The 19366-nt window shown below is 45.1% G+C and carries 14 protein-coding genes; 11 read left to right on the top strand and 3 right to left on the bottom strand.

Going from position 1 to position 19366, the window contains the following annotated elements; genetic code table 11:
* The 5 genes from ABV001_RS12715 to ABV001_RS12735 all read left to right on the top strand — a co-directional run.
* Positions 1-652, top strand: a 652-nt coding sequence (locus tag ABV001_RS12715; RefSeq protein ID WP_352423156.1) for a hypothetical protein, incomplete at its 5' end; no start/stop codon positions are given.
* Positions 653-673: 21 nt separating this feature from the next.
* Complete coding sequence (locus ABV001_RS12720; protein ID WP_352423157.1) at positions 674-2872, top strand: peptidase domain-containing ABC transporter; 2199 nt, start codon at positions 674-676, stop codon at positions 2870-2872.
* Between the two features lie 73 nt (positions 2873-2945).
* Positions 2946-3440 (top strand): hypothetical protein, encoded by a 495-nt coding sequence (locus ABV001_RS12725; protein ID WP_352423158.1) that lies wholly within the window; start codon positions 2946-2948, stop codon positions 3438-3440.
* 346 nt (positions 3441-3786) lie between these two features.
* Positions 3787-4653: a GLPGLI family protein gene (locus ABV001_RS12730; RefSeq protein WP_352423159.1), complete on the top strand. Its 867-nt coding sequence runs from the start codon at positions 3787-3789 to the stop codon at positions 4651-4653.
* A gap of 8 nt (positions 4654-4661) precedes the next feature.
* A complete protein-coding gene (locus ABV001_RS12735; RefSeq protein ID WP_352423160.1) occupies positions 4662-7280 on the top strand; it encodes a Plug domain-containing protein in 2619 nt (872 codons plus the stop codon).
* Between the two features lie 123 nt (positions 7281-7403).
* On the opposite strand, the gene ABV001_RS12740 is transcribed toward ABV001_RS12735, so the two are convergent.
* Entirely contained in the window at positions 7404-8177 is a 774-nt protein-coding gene (locus tag ABV001_RS12740) for a DUF4923 family protein (RefSeq protein ID WP_352423161.1), read from the bottom strand.
* 215 nt (positions 8178-8392) lie between these two features.
* Here ABV001_RS12740 and ABV001_RS12745 point away from each other — a divergent pair, with 215 nt between their 5' ends.
* From ABV001_RS12745 to ABV001_RS12770, 6 genes are all read left to right on the top strand, one after another.
* Entirely contained in the window at positions 8393-9682 is a 1290-nt protein-coding gene (locus ABV001_RS12745; protein WP_502929891.1) for a hypothetical protein, read from the top strand.
* Positions 9683-9726: 44 nt separating this feature from the next.
* Positions 9727-10887 carry an imelysin family protein gene (locus ABV001_RS12750; protein WP_352423163.1) on the top strand — a complete coding sequence of 387 codons (1161 nt, stop codon included), beginning with the start codon at positions 9727-9729 and terminating at the stop codon, positions 10885-10887.
* Between the two features lie 192 nt (positions 10888-11079).
* Positions 11080-12543, top strand: a complete 1464-nt coding sequence (locus tag ABV001_RS12755; RefSeq protein WP_352423164.1) for a di-heme oxidoredictase family protein — start codon at positions 11080-11082, stop codon at positions 12541-12543.
* A 56-nt stretch (positions 12544-12599) separates the two neighbouring features.
* Entirely contained in the window at positions 12600-14120 is a 1521-nt protein-coding gene (locus ABV001_RS12760) for a di-heme oxidoredictase family protein (RefSeq protein WP_352423165.1), read from the top strand.
* 14 nt (positions 14121-14134) lie between these two features.
* A complete protein-coding gene (locus ABV001_RS12765) occupies positions 14135-15268 on the top strand; it encodes a cytochrome c biogenesis protein CcsA (RefSeq protein ID WP_352423166.1) in 1134 nt (377 codons plus the stop codon).
* A 158-nt stretch (positions 15269-15426) separates the two neighbouring features.
* A complete protein-coding gene (locus ABV001_RS12770; protein WP_352423167.1) occupies positions 15427-16596 on the top strand; it encodes an ATP-binding protein in 1170 nt (389 codons plus the stop codon).
* A gap of 295 nt (positions 16597-16891) precedes the next feature.
* On the opposite strand, the gene ABV001_RS12775 is transcribed toward ABV001_RS12770, so the two are convergent.
* Both ABV001_RS12775 and ABV001_RS12780 read right to left on the bottom strand, forming a co-directional pair.
* The gene (locus tag ABV001_RS12775) at positions 16892-17740 is read right to left on the bottom strand and encodes a DUF3658 domain-containing protein (RefSeq protein WP_352423168.1); all 849 of its coding nucleotides are present in this window, start codon (positions 17738-17740) and stop codon (positions 16892-16894) included.
* A gap of 298 nt (positions 17741-18038) precedes the next feature.
* A complete protein-coding gene (locus ABV001_RS12780; RefSeq protein WP_352423169.1) occupies positions 18039-19211 on the bottom strand; it encodes an ATP-binding protein in 1173 nt (390 codons plus the stop codon).
* Between the last annotated feature and the right edge of the window lie 155 nt (positions 19212-19366).

Raw genomic sequence — 19366 nt, forward strand, 5'->3', positions numbered from 1 at the left:
GGGGGCCGTCCGTTCGTGGAGCGAAGCTCGACGGATTTCCAACCGCCATTTCCTTGATGAGTTCATTTTGTACTCCTTTATTCCGCAGGATCATTCATCCAGCGTATGGATGCTGAATGGCAATGTAAGTAAAGGTCTGGATTTTCTCCGGGGGATGCTATCGCTGCGAGGTTCCTATATGGGATACGACGGGTCATTGTTTCAGAACGGTATCGAGACACCCTATTCGTCCGACACATGGACCGTCACTCCCAAGGTCAACTCCACTTTTTCCGGCTGGTTGAATGCCTCCTACGAATTGAACTTTACAAAGAACCGACTGGATGTGAAGGAGAGTGGCATTACTTCATCCTCCGAAAGCATCTGGCAGACACTCTCCGTCAACCTGATGCCCGACAGGAAGTACTATATCAAACTGATTGGCGAGCATTATCATAACCGGATGGCGAGTGGTGTATCGAAATCGCTATTCCTGTGTGATGCCGAATTTACTTATAACTTCAGTAGTGGATGGGAATTGAACCTCTCACTGAGGAATATATTCAATCAGGATACCTACAGCTATACCCTTTATGATGGATTGACAAGTATCAACAAGGAATACAGGATAAGGCCAAGAAACGTTTTGGCAAGTGTGTTTTTCAGGTTTTGAGACCCTTTATATTATTACGCTATGCCCTTTTCTTTTATCAAACAACGAGATGCAATGGACTGTGGTCCATCGTGCCTGAGTATGATCGCTAAATATCATGGAAAAGATTATTCGTTGGAAAGATTGCGCGAGAACTCATTCATTGGTCGTGATGGAGTATCATTGCTCGGTATTAGTCGGGCTGCGGAAGAAATTGGATTCAAAACCGTGGGAGGAAGACTTACTTTCGATGCCTTGTCTGAAAAAGCACATTTACCTTGCATTGTCCATTGGAAGCAGGAGCATTTTGTGGTGGTATACGAGATAAAGCGGAATAAAAAAGGATACAAAATTTCGGTAGCCGATCCCGGAAAAGGTTTGATGAACTATTCCCGTGAAGAATTTTGTAACAATTGGATAAGTACCCGAACCAATGGTGAAGAGAAAGGGGTAGCCTTGCTATTGGAACCAACCAATCTCTTCTATGAACAGGAGGGGGATGTTTCTTCCTCACAGAACCGTCTGAGGTTTCTCTGGAAATACCTGGTGAAATACAAGCGTTTTTTCACGCAATTAATTCTCGGGCTATTTATTGGTAGCATCCTGCAACTTATCTTCCCCTTTCTTACACAGGCAATGGTCGATACGGGGATCAATGGCAAGGATATCGGATTTATATGGCTGGTGCTGATTGCTCAGTTAATGCTCCTGTTCAGCCGTACCGCTATTGACTTTATCCGTCGAAGGATTCTTCTTCATATCAGCACTCGGATCAATATTTCACTTATCTCGGATTTTATTATTAAGTTGATGAAACTGCCGATGAAATTCTTTGATACAAAACTCACGGGAGACCTCCTACAAAGGATTGAAGACCACCGCCGTATTGAAAACTTTCTGACAGCACAAACGCTTAATCTGCTCTTTTCTGTATTCAGTTTCGTTATCTTCGGGATAGTGCTCTTGTATTACAATCTTGTCATCTTCCTGATCTTTCTCGTGGGAAGCATCCTTTATGGTGTGTGGATTACCGTTTTCCTTAAAAAACGTCGGCTGCTCGACTACAAAATGTTCGAACAGCAGGGTATTAACCGGAACGTGGTATATCAACTGATTACCGGCATGCAGGAAATCAAGTTGCAGGGCTGTGAACAGCGTAAGCGGTGGGAATGGGAAGACGTGCAGGCGGACTTGTTCGATGTAAGCATGAAATCGCTCTCCCTGCAACAGAACCAGGAAGCAGGAAGTATCCTGATCAATGAGTTGAAGAACATATTGATCACCGTGGTGGCTGCTACCGCGGTAATTAACGGGGGACTTACCCTGGGGATGATGTTGGCCATACAGTATATCATCGGGCAACTGAACAGCCCGGTAGAGCAAATCATGGGTTTTATTTACCAGTGGCAGGATGTGAGTATCAGTCTCGACCGCATGAACGAGATCCATACCCAAAATAACGAGGAGAATGAAAACCGTACGGAGAATTACCTTCCGGGGGACTGTTCCATAAAAATAGAGAACCTCTGTTTTAAGTATGATGGATCCCGTCCCGACTGGGTGTTAAATAATGTGGACTTGAATATCGCTCAGGGGAAAGTGACGGCTATTGTAGGAGCCAGTGGTAGTGGTAAGACAACTCTCCTGAAATTACTTCTGGGCTACTATGCTCCCGATAGTGGAAAGATTGATATAGGCAGTACGGATTTGAATCAATTTAATCTCAGATGGTGGCGCGGCGAATGCGGAGCCGTGATGCAGGAGGGTTACCTCTTTTCCGATACGATCGCCAGAAATATTGCCGTATCGGATGATGAGATTGATTTGGAGCGGTTGGAATACGCGGCTTATGTGGCAAATATCGCGGGAGATATTGAACGGCTCCCTTTGGGATATAACACGAAGATAGGACAGGATGGGCAGGGGGTGAGCCAGGGGCAGCGACAGCGCATTCTTATTGCCAGGGCGGTCTATAAGAATCCTCAATTTATTTTCCTGGATGAAGCGACCAATGCCTTGGATGCGAATAACGAGAAAGCAATTGTGGAAAACCTCGTGACCTTTTATAAAGATAAAACGGTTGTCGTTGTAGCACATCGTCTCAGTACGGTTCGGAACGCCGATCTGATCGTGGTGTTGGATGGAGGTCAAATCGTTGAAACAGGCACACACGAGGAACTTACAGGTAAAAGAGGCAATTATTACGAATTGGTGAAGAATCAACTGGAACTGGGAAGCTGATAAGGTAAGTCATATAAAAGGGGATAATTAATATTTCCTGATAGTTTTATTGATTGTAAAATTGAGTAGGGGCATGGATGAGAAGAAACCCATTGAATTACGCAGTGAAAAGGTAAGAAGTATAATCGGGCAAGTACCGCCCCTGTTGCTTCGATATGGTATTACTATTATCAGTCTTTCGTTACTGATGTTGGTAGCATTGGGCGCACTTATCCCGTATTATCCGAAGATATCTATTGAGGTTATTGCTGCACAGAAAGCGAATGGGGAGATATGTTTTACAGCCAAAATACCGCATAAAGTGATGATCCAACAGCATAATTTTAACTTTATCACCGGATATCCACCGGTGGATGATGCTATACCGGCTCGATTTACCTTACGCTATATGTCGGATACACTACATCTTTCCCGGTCAGCAGGCTGGTATGAAGTTGAATTATTTCCGACAGATACAAATACTCCTCCGGTTAAGATTCAAGAGCCTATCACTTTTCCTGCGAAAATAGAGTTGGAAGAGACAACTTATCTGAAATGGATGATGAGGAAATCAGAGGTTGCACTGTGATAGTGCATTTTTTTGAGAAACAATACCCTCTACGAGGAGTTGATAAGACAGTAAAAAATGGAATAATAACACAATTCTCGTGAATAATTTGCATAAAGAAAAATTATCTATGGAAAGTCGAAAAGATTAAATAAATATAATCTTATGGACGTTGTTAGATTGGTTAGATAATTGTTAGCTGTTTGTTAGATACACTTCCAAAAACAATTTTCAACTTTGTCCTTAATAAGAATAATTAAGTTGTTGAATCAAATCTGTCCCCCCCCTACTAGTATATTGCCCTAATAATTGTAATTTTGCCATGAGGCTTAATGCCGACTTGATATTGAAATTAGAGTATAATCAAATGAAAAAGATACATATATTATTCATCTTGTCTATCTTATTTGTTCAGGGACTTTTTTCTCAACAGATATCATCTACCTCCCCTGAAAATATGCAAATAGGGGTTGTTGCTTCAAAGAAAATAGTGCTGGACACTTGTCTGTTCAATGTCCAATACAGAGTGTTTAGTGTGAATGATGTGCAGCGGCTGGAAGAAAAGGAAAATTATTTTATGTTGCTACAAATAGGAAGAAAGATGTCGAAATTTTCAGATTATCATAGATTGGTGACAGATTCCTTGGAAGAGGTTCATGCAGAACAAAAGATGAGTATGATAGAATCGATGAATAGACGAATGCCTTTGATGAAAGAATCTACGCCATTGAATGTTTTTAAAGACTATCCGACAGGTAAAATAACTGTGACGGATAGGGTTCCGTTAAGTGGAAGCTATAAATATGTCGAAGAAAAAGAAAATCCTTTATGGAGATTGGAATCAGGGAGCTTAACTGTTTGTGGTTATAAATGTAACAAAGCTGCCACAACTTTTCATGGTCGAAGCTATATAGCATGGTATACACCGGAGATAGCAGTGAGTGAAGGCCCTTGGAAGTTTTGGGGGCTTCCGGGATTGATATTAAAAGTGGAAGATGATAAAGGTCATTATAGTTTTGAATGTGTTGCTATTGAGAAGTCGTATCAAATAACTCCAATCTATATACTAGACCGAAGTTATGTGAATACAACGAAAGCAAAATTGGACCAGGCACTAAGAAACTTTAATGAAAATCCGAGTGCAAATGTAATCAACTCAGGATTTATACAAGGAGAATTACCTCCTAACGCTTATAGGGCGCGACCCTATAACCCTATTGAACTGAGTGAATAACAGGGCGTATGAGAAAGGTCGGTTATATCGTGTTGTTGTTTGCCGTAGTAGTTACAGGAAAACTAAGTGCGCAGTCGGTCATCGACGGTATTATAACTGATAAGGAAGATAAAAAGATAATCGGTGGAGCGGTAGTCACCATTCTCGATCATGAAGGTGAGATGCTGGCTTATGGTATATCCCGCAACGACGGTACATTCTCTGTGAAAGTGAACAGCACATTGGCGATGTTTACGGTACGGGTACACCTGTTGGGCTATGAAGATTATGAACGGAGGGTCGAGAACCGCTCGCAGTCCTTGAATGTGGAACTTTCCATTGGTGAAATCCAACTCCGGGAAGTGGTGGTGAAATCGCAACCAATGTGGAACCGGGAAGATACCTTGGTTTATAGTGTGGATGTATTCAAGAGTCTGGGGGATAGGACTATCGGAGACGTATTGAAAAGGCTTCCGGGCGTGGAAGTCAGTGAAAGTGGCGGCATCAAGTACCAGGGTGAGCCGATCAATAAGTTCTATATAGAGGGGTTGGACCTGTTGGAAAACCGCTACGGTATCGCTACCAACAACGTTCCGGTGGATGCAGTGCAGAATGTGGAGGTAATCGAGAATCACGAACCGTTAAAGATGTTGAAAGATATCTCCTCAAGCGATAAGGCGGCCATCAATCTGAAACTGAGAAAGGATAAGATGAATCGTCCGGTGGGAACAATTTCCTTGGGAAGCGGCGTGTCGGACGAGTGGCATTGGTTGGCGGAATCCTTCGCGCTGAGTGCCGCGAGAAACAGGCAGTATATCGTGATGTATAAAACCAATAACGCGGCAAACGATATTGGAGGGGAACTTACTACCCAGAGACTGTCGGCAGGAGAACTGCAGGATGTGTCGAACTATTCCCCTAAAACACTACTCGATGCACGCGGATTCAGCTATCCCCCTTTAGAGAAAAAGCGCTACCTCTTTAACAATTCGCATGTCGCCTCTGTCAATAATCTGTGGCGAACGGGCAGTAACAGCCAGTTAAGGTTGAATGTGCAGTATCTGCACGACCGGCAACAGGAAACAATCCACCGGGACAATTTCTATTTCCTGCCCGATAGCATGATGCATATTTCCGAACAGAGTATGGTCTCCCAAAAGCACAATATGCTGGATGCTGCCCTTACCTATAGCGACAACAGCCCCGGTTATTATTTGAACAATAGGGCAAAATGGATCGGGCGTTGGGATAATTCCGTAGCCTCGGTCAGGATGAACCGGTTGGGTGTCGCCCAGGATTTCAACTTGCCTTCTCAGCAGTTCACGAACGATTTCAAGTATGTGAAACGATGGGGAAACAAGGTGTGGGACATCACCTCCTTTACGGCATACGTGCCACAGTCTCAGTATCTTGCTGTGAATGTGGATACTACCGCTACAGATCAGGTGCAGCAGTTGAACCTTTCCCGTTTTTATACCCGTAACAGTACCTATTACAGTCTGGGTAGAGGATACTCGGGCTGGATTTTAAAGGTTGTCCTCGAAGGTGCATCGGACAGGTTCAAGTCGGAGTTGTTTCATCCAGTCTTTATCGATAGCACACGTGCCAACATCACGGCTGAATGGTTGAACTTGGAGTTTATACCCACCTATTCCTACCGGCGCGGAGGTCTTTCCATCAATGCCGATATGGCATTGCGTCACCATACATTGCGCGTCAAGAACAAGATATATAATAGTGTTGACCACCATAGTTACCAGTTCGCGAACCCTTCCCTGCGGATCAACTACAGGGTTACTCCCATGCTGACTATACGTGCAAACTACCGGTACACACAATCCATCGGCGATTTTCAGGACCTTGCCGATATCTATTTTATGTCGGGATACCGCAGCTTCAGTAAGCGGTCGGGTGTATTGGCGAAGACTGCGAGGCAATCGTTCGGTGGAGGGGTGCAGTACCGCAATCCACTGACCACTTTTTTCTTTCATACATCGCTCACCTATGCTCCTTCGAGAATGAACCTGGTCAATTCGCAGCGGTTTGTCGGGACAGAACTGGTGACGGGTAACCGCCCTTATGAAACTAAATCGGATATGTTGATATGGCAAGGATATGCCGGGAAGTACCTGGCGGATATACGGACAAATGTTTCATTGTCGGCGAGCTATAATACATTGGAAGGTGAGAGGCTGCAACAGGATGTATTGTATCCCTACCGTTTCTCGGGATGGAGTTTCCTGCCAAAGGCAAGTGTGAAGATATCAGACGATTGTTCGATAACCTATCAGGCGGTACTGGCTGACCGGATAACAGAAATCACCCGTGCCGATGATACTTTCCGCTCATCGATGTGGCAAATAGCACAGCAATTATCAGGCTTCTACCTGATCGGAAAACAGTGGCAATTGAACGCGCGGGTGGAACACTCCTATAATGAAATTGGTGACGACGATGCGGTGAAGATGTTCTTCGCCGATATCGGCGTGACTTACAAACTCAAACAGTTGGAGTTCGACTTCTCATGGAATAATATTTTCAACCAGCGAAGCTATTCCTACTCACTTTATAACGGTTTGGATCGTTTTGATTATAGGTACAACTTACGCTCTGCCATGTTGATGCTTACGTTGAGTTTTAAATATTAGTTATCCGAGAGTATTTTTAGTACTCTATTTGTTTGTCTTATACTGTTAAAGACACTGAACTATTGTGAATAGGAAAGATAATTAAAAAATTGCACTATGACAGTACAATTTTTGTTACCATGACTAATGTGAAGATACGGATTCCTGCTTTTGCAGGTCGAATCCGAGCAGAACGCCGTCGTATTGGTCGGTGATTGCGGTGACAGCTTTCAGCGTACTGTTATTGGTGGTGGCGCTGACGATTTTCAGGAATCTCAGTAAGCTATCGGCGTCAAAAAGCAATTGTAAGCGGTTACCCGATTTAACCACCGAAGCGTTTATTTTTGCCACGCCCCTTAAATAGGTGAGGGTGATGGTTTTGTTTGATTCGTCGAGCGTATAATCCCCATTCAGTTTCGTTTTCCCCAGAATGGCCGCATAGGTACTGTCGACGTTGAAGGTAAATTCACCGGCTCCTTCCCTGATCCCCATTTTGGTGAGGTATTCGTCGAACTGTTTTTCCAACTGGTTGGCGGCGACCGCACCCCCAGCCTTTTTTAAGATATTGCTGCTCTCGAAAGAGCAGGCCGCTCCCTGGTAAATCCATCTGCCGGAGATATCAAAGGTCCCCGTTCTCGCTTCTACCACTTTGTTCAGTAGATTATTGAATGTCGACTTGGAATTCGATTGTGCCTGGGATTGGAAAATAGAAAGACATCCCACCGTGACACATAATACTGCCGTGCTAAAAAATTTCATTTTATTGCTGTTTATTCTGTTCAGACTATAAAGATACTCTTTTTTTACCGGGTATGACGTCTTTTGCCAACCATCCGCCGTGGCGTGGATTTTATCCACAGTGCGACCCGTGAGGTTGCCGGTGTCTGGAATTATATCGGTTTGGCACTTTTTAGCCATTTTTTTTAAAAAAAACTATTATTTCTTGGTATTGTGCCATGTCTGCATAAGCGATACTTTTGCGCTCTGTATAGATGAATGTAATGGAAAATAAATACATTCTATCGGATGCCGTTGACAAGTATATTAATTTTATGAAACAAACTTTTATTCACGTATTGTTGTTCGGTTTCATGCTGAGTGGAGCCGTTTGTCCGGAAGTATATGCGGATAATATGGAACCGGAAGGAAATGTTCCGGCACTGGATGCAACCGAAGCCGAAAAAAATAGGGGCCGTTCCGGCGATAGTTCATGGTCAATGCCTTCCCGCCTCACCTTAGGAGGATATGGCGAAGCGGTGATGAGCCGTAATTTCTATAGTAGCAATCCTTTCCGTTATATGTACCCGGAATCCTATAAAAAAGATCCGGGCCACGGGCGCTTTGATTTGCCGCATGTGGTTTTCTTCGTCGGTTATGAATTGGGGAAAGGCTGGAGGATGAATGCCGAGATAGAATTTGAACATGGAGGTGTGGAAGCAGCCATGGAGGTGGAGCCTGAAGAGGGCGGCGAATATGAACAGGAGATAGAACGGGGTGGCGAAGTGGCATTGGAACAATTCTGGATTGAAAAGACATTCAACCGATCCCTGAATCTTCGTATGGGACATATTATCGTTCCCGTCGGGCTGACCAACGGCAACCACTTGCCCACACAGTTTTTTACCGTATACCGTCCCGAAGGGGAAAACACCATTATGCCCTGTACATGGCACGAAACAGGAATCAGCCTCTGGGGATTTCTCGGGAAGGACTGGCGTTATGAAGCCATGTTGTTGCCGGGACTCGATTCCGAATTTTTCAATAACCGGAACTGGATAAAAGGAGGGTCGGCGTCGCCGTATGAATTCAAGATAGCCAATACCTATGCCGGCGCGTTCCGTGTCGACAATTATTCCGTACCCGGTTTGAGATTAGGGATAAGCGGTTATTACGGGCACAGTTTCCGGAATAGCCTGATGCCGTCGTATGCCGATAAATACGACAAGGTAAAAGGGGCGGTATCTATCGGTTCCTTCGATTTTGAATACAACCGCCACAACTGGATTGCCCGGGGCTATTTCGACTACGGTCATCTGGGCGATGCCAAAACCATCTCCATTTATAACAGGGGATTGCCCAAAGCATCTCCTTCCCCCAAGACACATATTGCCACCGAGGCATTGTGCTACGGGGCCGAAGCGGGCTACGATATTTTCTCCCGCTTCCAGAAACTGAAACAGGACCATCAGAAACTATACCTGTTTGGACGCTACGAATATTATGACTCGATGTTCAAGACAGCAGAAGGGTTACAGAATCCTGATTGGTGCCAACGGCAAATCGTGACGGCCGGGGTCAACTATTTCCCGACAAAGGATATCGTGATAAAAGCGCAATATTCTGCCGGCATCATGAAGGATCCTTTCATGAATGAAAACTCCCTCTCCATCGGTGTGGCGTATGCCGGGTTCTTTACCAAGTAAACCAAGGACTATTTAATAATTATATAATAATATACATAATGAAAATGAGAAGAATAATCGGATTTTACCTGTCGGTTGCCTTGTTGTCGGCATGCGTGTTGACCGCTTGTGACGATGATGATCCCGTAATCGATTCAGGAGAAAAAGAGCAAGCATTATTGGCTATTGTAGAGCAATATGTAAACAAGACTGTACTCCCCACCTACAAAAATCTGGCTGATGAAAGTCTGGCCTTATATGAGATGGTTGTAACCTTTAAGGGTGATCAAACCGATGCCAACCTGAAAAAAGTGACCGACCAATGGATAAAAACCCGCACATACTGGGAGTTGAGCGAATCTTTCCTGTTCGGACCGGTAGATAAATTGGGGATTGATCCCCATATCGATACCTGGCCTCTGGATGAAACGGAATTCTTGAAACGGATCAATAATCAAAGCGATATAGCCAACATGAATTCGGAAAATGGCGATATATGGGTTGGTGAACATTTTGATGATGCATTACGTGGATTCCATGGTATAGAGTATATCTTTTATAAGGATGGAAAAGTAAAGTCGGCCTCTGAGGTGAAAAATAATGAATTGATCTATGCGCTTGCCGTTGCGGGTGATTTGCGTAACCAGTGCGTGCGTCTTGAAGCTTCATGGGCAGGCTATGCCGCTGTGACAAAAGAAAAACAGGAACTGATCGATGATAAGAAGCTTGTATATACCATGGAAGATAGTAGCATCCCTTATGGTGAAAATATGATCAAAGTGGGACAAACCGGAAGTTATTACAAGACTATCACAGCCAGTGCGGAAGAGATTTTGGAGGGTTGTATCACAATTGCCGATGAGGTGGGTGAGTTGAAAATTGGCAACGCCTACCGCGGCGATGATCCCAACTATCTTGAATCTCCTTATAGTTATAATTCATTGGTGGACTTCGAAGACAACATCATCAGCATACAAAATGCTTATCTGGGAGGAGCCGATAAAAACAACCGGGGAAAATCGTTGAGCGATTATGTTAAATCGGTCGAACCGGCTGCAGATACCAAAGTGAAAGAAGCGGCAGTGAATGCCATTGCCAAGATAAGGGCCATTCCTTATCCCTTTGAAAAGAATTTCACCTCTACGGAAGCCGGTGAAGCCATGGGAGCTTGTGCAGATCTCAGTGAGGCATTAACTGAAGCAAAAAGTGTCCTGACGAGAAATTGAAGCTTCCTGCAATAGGATATTTATAAGAGGAATCCTGAAAACAGGATATCCTCTTTCGTCCGTTTTTATATAAACGATTTAATTTATTAATTATCAGTAATAATGTGCTTAATCAATACTAATTTATTATCCGGCTTTATAAGAAGAATAACCCGTATTCCGGTGCTTTTCCTCTCTTTTCTGGTTTTGCTCATGTCAACTTCCTGTAAGAATGATGATGGCCCGGATAATCCCGGGAATTCGGAATTACCGGAAGAATATTATGCCGGCGGCAAGCTGGGTACAACTACGATAAACAATATCTCAACAGCTTATGAGCAACCCACTCCCGCCGTGGAACAAAACGGAATGACGCTTGCTTTTAAAATAGGGGAAGCTTTTTTTGAAAAAGGATTCAATACCAATCCATCGGGTGTGCGCCATGGATTGGGGCCGGTGTATGTGCGCAGTTCCTGTATTACCTGCCATCCGGGTTACGGACATGGCAAACGGGTGGATCAATACCGTGCCAACGAGTTCGGGAACGGTTACCTGCTTGTGGTGTTCGACCAGGATACGCACGCTTTCGTGCCTGAACTCACCGGTATGCCCCAAACAAAAGCAGTAGACCCTTTCCTGCCGCCTGTCGACGAGAAGGGCATCAGGATTGAGTGGAGGGAACATGTGGATCAATTCGGCAATAAATTTCCTGACGGTGAAACCTATAGCCTTATTTATCCGGAGGTAACCATCGATCCGGCATATATCAATACCGATCCCAAACCGGCCAATTATACGGTGAGGCTCGAAGCGACCATCGGTATTTACGGGACAGGCCTGCTCGACGCCATCCCCGATGACTCCCTCATCGCTGAATATAACCGCCAGAAAGCATTGGGGCGCACGTTGAATGACGCGAAGTACGATCCGGCAAACTTCATTACCGAAAACGACGGCACAAGGCATCCCGGTCGCTACACTTACGGTTTGACCCGCGGAACGCTGCAAAACGGTCCCGGATCGAACGCTATCTGGAACATCACCAACGTGACCCGTGAAAACCGTCGCAGCAACTATATCACCAAGGCGTATGCCACTGCCATGTCGAAAAATGCCAACGTGCAAGCCACACTTGGCAAGGATGAGGCTGCCATTTACGCGGAACTGATGGCCACCGACCTGGAACCCGAAATGTCGACGGAAGACTACGTCAACTTTATGATCTGGCATCGCGGATTGGCGGTTCCCGCCGCGCGCGACTTGGATGACCCCGTCGTGCAGAAAGGTAAGAAGGCTTTTTACAGCATCGGCTGTACAAGTTGCCACAAACCCTCATGGACTACCGGACCGGATAACTACACCGGTGATACATTAGTCGCACGCCAATTACCCCGTTATCCTTACCAGAAAATATGGCCCTATACCGATATGCTACAGCATAAATTGGAGATGGTGAACGATATCCGCACCGGGTGGTGCCGCACTACGCCGCTCTGGGGGCGTGGGCTTTCACAGATATGTACCGGCGCCGGCGACCACCTCCACGACATGCGTGCCCGTAATTATACCGAAGCGATCATGTGGCACGGCGGAGACGCGGCTTTCTCGAGGGAGAAATTCCGTAATCTCTCCAAAGAGGACCGTGACGCATTGGTGAAATTCCTGGAATCTATTTAATTTATTAACTATCAGTAATAATGTACTTGATCAATTCTCATTTGTTTTCGAGTTTTATGGGAAGAAGAATAACCCGTATTCCGGTGTTTCTTCTCTTCTCCTTGGTTTTGCTCATGTCAACTTCCTGTAAGAATGATGACGGACCGGACAATCCCGGTAATTCCGAATTGCCGGAAGAATATTATGCCGGCGGCAAGCTGGGCACCACCACTGTAAACAATATCTCTACCGCTTATGAACAACCGACCCCGGCCATTGACAACGCAGGTATGGGGCTGACTTTCATGATTGGCGAGTCGTATGTCGAAAAATCATTCAATACCAACACCTCCGGGAAGTTTTTCGGACTGGGGCCGGTGTATGAAAGGGGTTCGTGTATTATTTGCCATCCGGGTTACGGGCATAGCAAGCGCACCGAAAAAATCAATTCCAAAGAATACGGGAGCGGCTATCACTTGCGGATGATCGACAAAGATACCGAGGAATTCGTGCCGGAAATGACCCATGCGGTGCTTACTCATGCCGTGGCACCTTTCCTGCCTCCGGTGGATGAAAAGGGAATTAAAATAGACTGGAAAGAACATACCGACGAATTCGGCAATAAATTTCCCGACGGTGAGACCTACAGCCTGATCTACCCCGAGGTGACCATCGATCCGGCGTATATCAATACCGACCCGAAACCGACCAATTACGTGGTCAAGTTACAGTCATCGCTCCCGCTCTACGGTACGGGGCTGATCGATGCCATTCCCACCGATTCCATATTGGCGGAATACCGGCGGCAAAAGGCGAGGGGACGCAACATGAACGACGCCATTTACGATCCTGCCAATTATCATACCGCATTGGATGGCACCAAGCACCCGGGTCGTTTTTCTTACAACCTCTCTTTCGCCCCGTTGCAGGGAAACTCGGGAGCTACTTTCCTGTGGGGTTCCCTGGGAATTACCAATCCCCATTTCCGCCACAACGATATTTCAGAGGCGTATGCGCGTGCCATGTCGAGGAACAAGGATGTGCAGGAAGCCTTGGGAATGGATGAAGAGGCGGTCTTCGCCGAATTGATGCGGAACGACCTGCCCATAGAGATGGATGCGGACGAATATGCCAGCGTGATGACATGGCAACGCGGCCTGGCCGTACCGGCAGCCCGTAACCTGGATGACCCTGAAGTGCAAAAAGGGAAAAAGGCATTTTACAGTATCGGGTGCACCAGTTGCCACCGTCCTTCGTGGACTACCGGCCCCGATGAGTACAAGGGCGACCCCCTAGTTACAGATAAACTGCCACGTTATCCCTATCAGAAGATATGGCCCTATTCCGACCTGATGCACCACCGCCTCGAAATGGTCAATGATATCCATACCGGCTGGTGCCGTACCTCTCCGTTGTGGGGTAGGGGGCTGTCGCAGTTGTGCTCGGGAAATGGGGACCATCTCCACGACATGCGTGCCCGCAATTACACCGAAGCAATCATGTGGCACGGAGGTGATGCGAAGTTTGCCAGGGATAAATTCCGTGCCCTCTCCAAGGAGGACCGTGACGCCCTGATGAAATTCCTGGAATCCATTTAATTCTTATAAGCCCTATGAAATTCCTCAGAAAAATATCTTTCGCACTGTTGATATTGCTTATTATCGTGCTTGCCGCGGCTACCGTCGTCGAGAAACTTTTCAGCACGGAAAAAGCAGTAGAATGGATTTACGGCGCATGGTGGTTTGTCGCACTCTGGGGGATTTTCGCCCTGGCGATGCTGGCCTTTATCATCCGGGCCAGACTTTACCGGAAATTTCCCGCTTTCCTGTTGCATTGCGCTTTTATTGTCATTTTATTAGGGGGACTTGTCACTTACCTGTCTGCTGAAAGAGGACATATGCATATCCGCCAGAACGAGATACACAATTATTTCGTGTCGGAAGACGGTAGCCGCCGGATTGGCCTGCCTTTCAATGTGAAGATGCTCTATTTTGATATTGTGTACCATCCCGGTACGGAGCAACCTGCCGACTACCGCAGTTTTGTGATGGTGGATGAACAGGTGCACCAGATATCGATGAACAATATCTTCAAGAAAGAGGGCTACCGACTCTACCAGATGGATTACGACAGTGACGAGATGGGCGCCACTTTCCTGGTCAGCCATGATCCGTGGGGCGTGGGCATCACGTATGCCGGTTATCTGCTCTTAGGCATATCGATGTTGTGGATACTTTTCCTCCGCATCGGATGGAAAGGAGTGCTTTACACGGCGATCCCCACCGTCCTGGTGTGGTTGTATATTTCGCGTATCAACCCCATGACGCCTATTCTCCGTACGCCCATGCTGGCAGCGCACGTCTCGGTGATCATGGTCTCCTATATGCTGTTCCTGTGTATCGCCGTGACCGCCATCGTGGGGCTGTTTTCCAAGAAGCAGACTGAAAAGTTTTACCGGGTCAATTCCACCCTCCTTTATCCGGCGGTGTTCCTGTTGACGGCAGGTATCTTTATCGGCGCCGTCTGGGCAAATATCTCGTGGGGACGTTACTGGGGCTGGGATGCCAAGGAGACCTGGGCGTTGATCACCCTGCTGGCCTACTCATTGCCGATGCACGGCGAGAACATCCCATTTTTCAGGAATCACCGCAAATTCCATCTCTATTGCGCCCTCGCTTTTCTGGTCGTGCTCATGACATTCCTGGGCGTGACGTATGTGCTGGGAGGGATACACAGTTATATTTGATTATAATTTATTTTGTACCTGTCAACCTTTTTCAGTTAAAGTCATTTTCCAATTCTGTTGGAATGATAATCGATTATTTGCACTTCGATAGTGCGATATTTATAAAAATATGCACTATAATAGTGCAATATTCGCTATCTTTGTGAAAAACGTCTGTTATGGATAAATTATTTGAATATTCCAATAAACTCGTAAAAGAGGTCGATACACGCTTTTTCCGGTATATATACAATGAAATCAATTGGAATAACCGGATGCTCGGCCTGATTGGCCCCCGGGGGGTTGGTAAAACAACCTTGGTGCTTCAATATATCAGGGAGAGCCTGGATCCTGCCGAAACGCTTTATGTGACAACCGAAGATTTTTATTTTGTGGATCACCGGATAACCCAATTGGCGGATGATTTTGTGAAAAGAGGGGGTAAGTATTTATTTATAGATGAGATACACAAATACAAGGATTGGTCGAAAGAGCTGAAATTGATCTATGATTATCACAAAGATTTACATGTTGTTTTCACCGGATCATCCATTCTTGATATTAAAAAAGGGAGCGCTGATTTAAGTCGCCGTGCAGTCATTTACACCATGCAGGGTTTGTCTTTCCGCGAATATTTGCAATTGTTTCATGGTATCCAATCCGAAACATACTCATTGGATGAAATCCTTTCACGCAAAGTTGAATTGGCAGATGTACCACATCCCCTCCCTCTTTTTGGTGATTACTTGAAAAGGGGATATTATCCGTTTGCCCTGGAAGATGATTTTGAATTACGTTTAACGCAAATCATCAATCAAACGTTAGAAAGTGATATTCCGGTGTATGCCGGTATGAATGTGGCTACCGGCAGAAAACTAAAACAATTATTGTTGATTATCTCCAAAAGCGCGCCGTTTAAGCCCAACATGAGTAAAATTGCGGATATGCTCTCCGCCAGCCGGAACAATATAGCGGATTATTGCTTGTATATGGAAGAAGCAGGTATGGTTGCCCAATTGAGAAGCAATACAGGCGGTATTCGTGGATTAGGGAAGGTCGATAAGATTTATTTGGACAATACCAATCTGATTTACAACCTGTCCGCCGATAATCCCAATATCGGGAATATCAGGGAAACATTCTTTCTGAATCAAATGCGGGTTAAGAATGAGGTTTATACCTCTCCTGTCGCCGATTTCATCATAGGTGACAAAACTTTTGAGGTGGGAGGAAAAAATAAAGGGTTAAGGCAGGTTAAGGATGTGGAGAATGGATACATCATCAAAGACGACATTGAGGAGGGTTATCTCAATGTTATCCCTTTGTGGCACTTGGGGTTGACTTATTGAGATAACGTGAGTAAATTTTACCCTCATTATGCGAACGAGAGTAAATTTTTTGTATTTTTGCCCTTGTGTAAAAAACGAAAGCAGTCTGCTTGATATTGACCCAATCGGATGCTCGCGTGGTAAAGTTCGACAAGGCATTGCAAAAAGAGATCATCGGGCTTATAGAGGAGTTGGAATAACGTGTTAAAATACATTCCCGCCAGTATTTCTTAACACTACTGGACACTTAGATCCCGTTGATATTTAATATCTTCTTTTTTGATTTGAAATACGCTGCAAAAGTGATCAGAATAAATCACGACTGATCGTTTTTCTGCGGGTAGTTTAAAAGCATCACTTGATAATCCCGTATTTCTTTCAGTGCGCCGCGAAAGGCTATTTTTCCTGTTCCGGCCAGCTGTTTAAGTCGCCAGTTGAGGAATATATCCCCAACGCCGAAGTCAATGTCGACAAGCGTGGAGCCTATGATTCTTGCCGCGGATTGAAATTGGTCGGTGCAATTTGAAATTAAAAAAGAATCGAAATAGGTCTCATCATGTGCCGAGATATCGCCATTTTCTTCGAGAACCCTTAACAGGGAATCACCACCCATAAATTTTTTCCATAAATCTTTCCATCGGGTGAATGAGTGACTGTCTATTTTCTTGAAATGCCGGGTGATTTCTTTTACATCGGTTGCATTGGTTACGGCTAAAATGTCGGGATAAATAATTTCTCCGGATAGGGCCATGACCGGAATATGGGGGAAATCTGCCATATACATCTCTTTACCCGGATTGGGTATATGATACAGCAGCCTTGCCGTGGAGATCATCTCGGAAGCATTAAAGCCGGTCCAGAAAAATATTCTGGAGCAATTTTCTGCCTCTGCGACAAGTTTTTGTATTGTGTCAAGATCTTTTGTCACGTAATCCGTGAAGATTTTAGTGAATTCATCATTGCTGCAGATAGAGGATATCCATTCTTTCCTTTTTTCTGTTTCCTTATTAGAATGAATGTCACAAAGAGGCCCATCGCATAAGTGGTCTTCCAGACAGACTATTTTATTCCCGGAAGGATCAAATTCATTGCTTTTTATCAATAAATTTCGGGCTATCTGTCCAAAACAGATATGTATGTCTTGTCGATCAGTTTTAATATCCATGCTTTTGTCTTACAACTTTTTTACTTCGTCTGTTATTAATTAAGGTCATCATCTCTTATACAAATCTACACTAAATTATGGAAATGCGAATGACAATTTAGTCACTGTCTATTAGTCGCACGTTGCCGAGCAAAGATATAAAAAAGCATTTGGACAGCAGCGTGTTTCGTCTTAAATTTGACGAAGATCCCTTTACAATCCGGAGGGAGGGTTGTTGATCGCTGACCTGTGGCTCACGGATAAATAAAGAGCAAGCCTTTCACTGACCTTTGCATAATTAAATACCGGATATTTACGGTCAATATGTCAATCCGCAAGCCCAAAGAGGAATCGTATTGCGATGTCCGTATTCAATATCGTCTTTTACGATATAGCCATTCTCCACCTCCCGGATTTGTTTCTGTTTCTTGTTTTTGCCACCCACCTCAAAAGTCAGTTCTCCTATTTTAAAGTCCGCTGCTGACGATGAGGTAATAATTTGCGTCTGCATCATTTGAGACAAGAATACCGTTTCGCGCAGATTGCCTGTATTGGGTATCGAATCAGACAGAGCGTAAGCGAGGTTGGTGTTATTAAGATAGATTTTATCGACCTTTCCCAATGAACCGATACCATGTGTACCGTCACGCAGAATATTGATGAGCTGCGCCTTTTCGAGATAGACCATAAGGTCAGCCACAAGGTTGCGGTTCATATCGAGATCGCGCGCTAACTTGGAATAGTTAGGCTTGAACGGCACACTCTGAGCAATGACATAGAGTAACTTTTTCAACTTTTGCGCCGTCGATGCGCTCATTTCGGCAAATGCCGGAATATCGTTATCGACTACCTGATTGATCACATTCTGCAACCGGAGATAGTATCCGTCCTCCTGAAAATAGGGATAATAACCGGCTTTCAGATACTCTTTGAAGAGTGCGATCGGACGATGCTCCTTGTACGGGAACTCTATGTCGTGAGCCATGACCCGCTCTAATGTATGCACGGGCAGATGGATGTCTTTCCCGATAGCAAGGTATTCGCGGAACGAAAGCCCCGGCAGGCGGTACTCCAATTTACGGCGGCTCAGATCAGCTCCGCCCTTTTCCAAATCGAGGATCGACGAACCGGTGTAACCTATTCGCAGATTAGCGTAAGTGTCATAGATATTCTTTATCTCGCTCGACCAATTCCTGTATTTATGTATTTCGTCGATGTAGAGGGCTTTGCCTCCTTCCTGATAGAACTTCCCGGCCAGTTCCACGAGCGTATGTGTCGAGAAGTAGATGTCGTCTGCCGAAACATAGAGCGAGGTCTGTGTATCCTCGTGCTGTTTGATATGTTGTAAGACCAACGTCGATTTACCGACGCCCCTCGCTCCCAGAATCGCGACAAGACGACTGTTCCACGATATTTCATCGTGAAGGTAACGCACATAATCGGTCGGAGTATTCTCCAAACGCATCCGGAATGTTCTGTAAAGGATTTCCATATTAATTCTGCTTGATGTTTACGGCACAAATGTAATAAATATGCATGATTTATCAAGCAGTTTTTTGGGAATAATTACTAAGATTCCGACAATCTGGAAAAATTTATCAATGAAGACGAAAGCATAGCCCCCCTTATCTCCATGAACCGATACTT

Origin of the sequence: Proteiniphilum sp., assembly GCF_040307845.1 — a bacterium.
Taxonomy (GTDB): Bacteria; Bacteroidota; Bacteroidia; order Bacteroidales; family Dysgonomonadaceae; genus Proteiniphilum.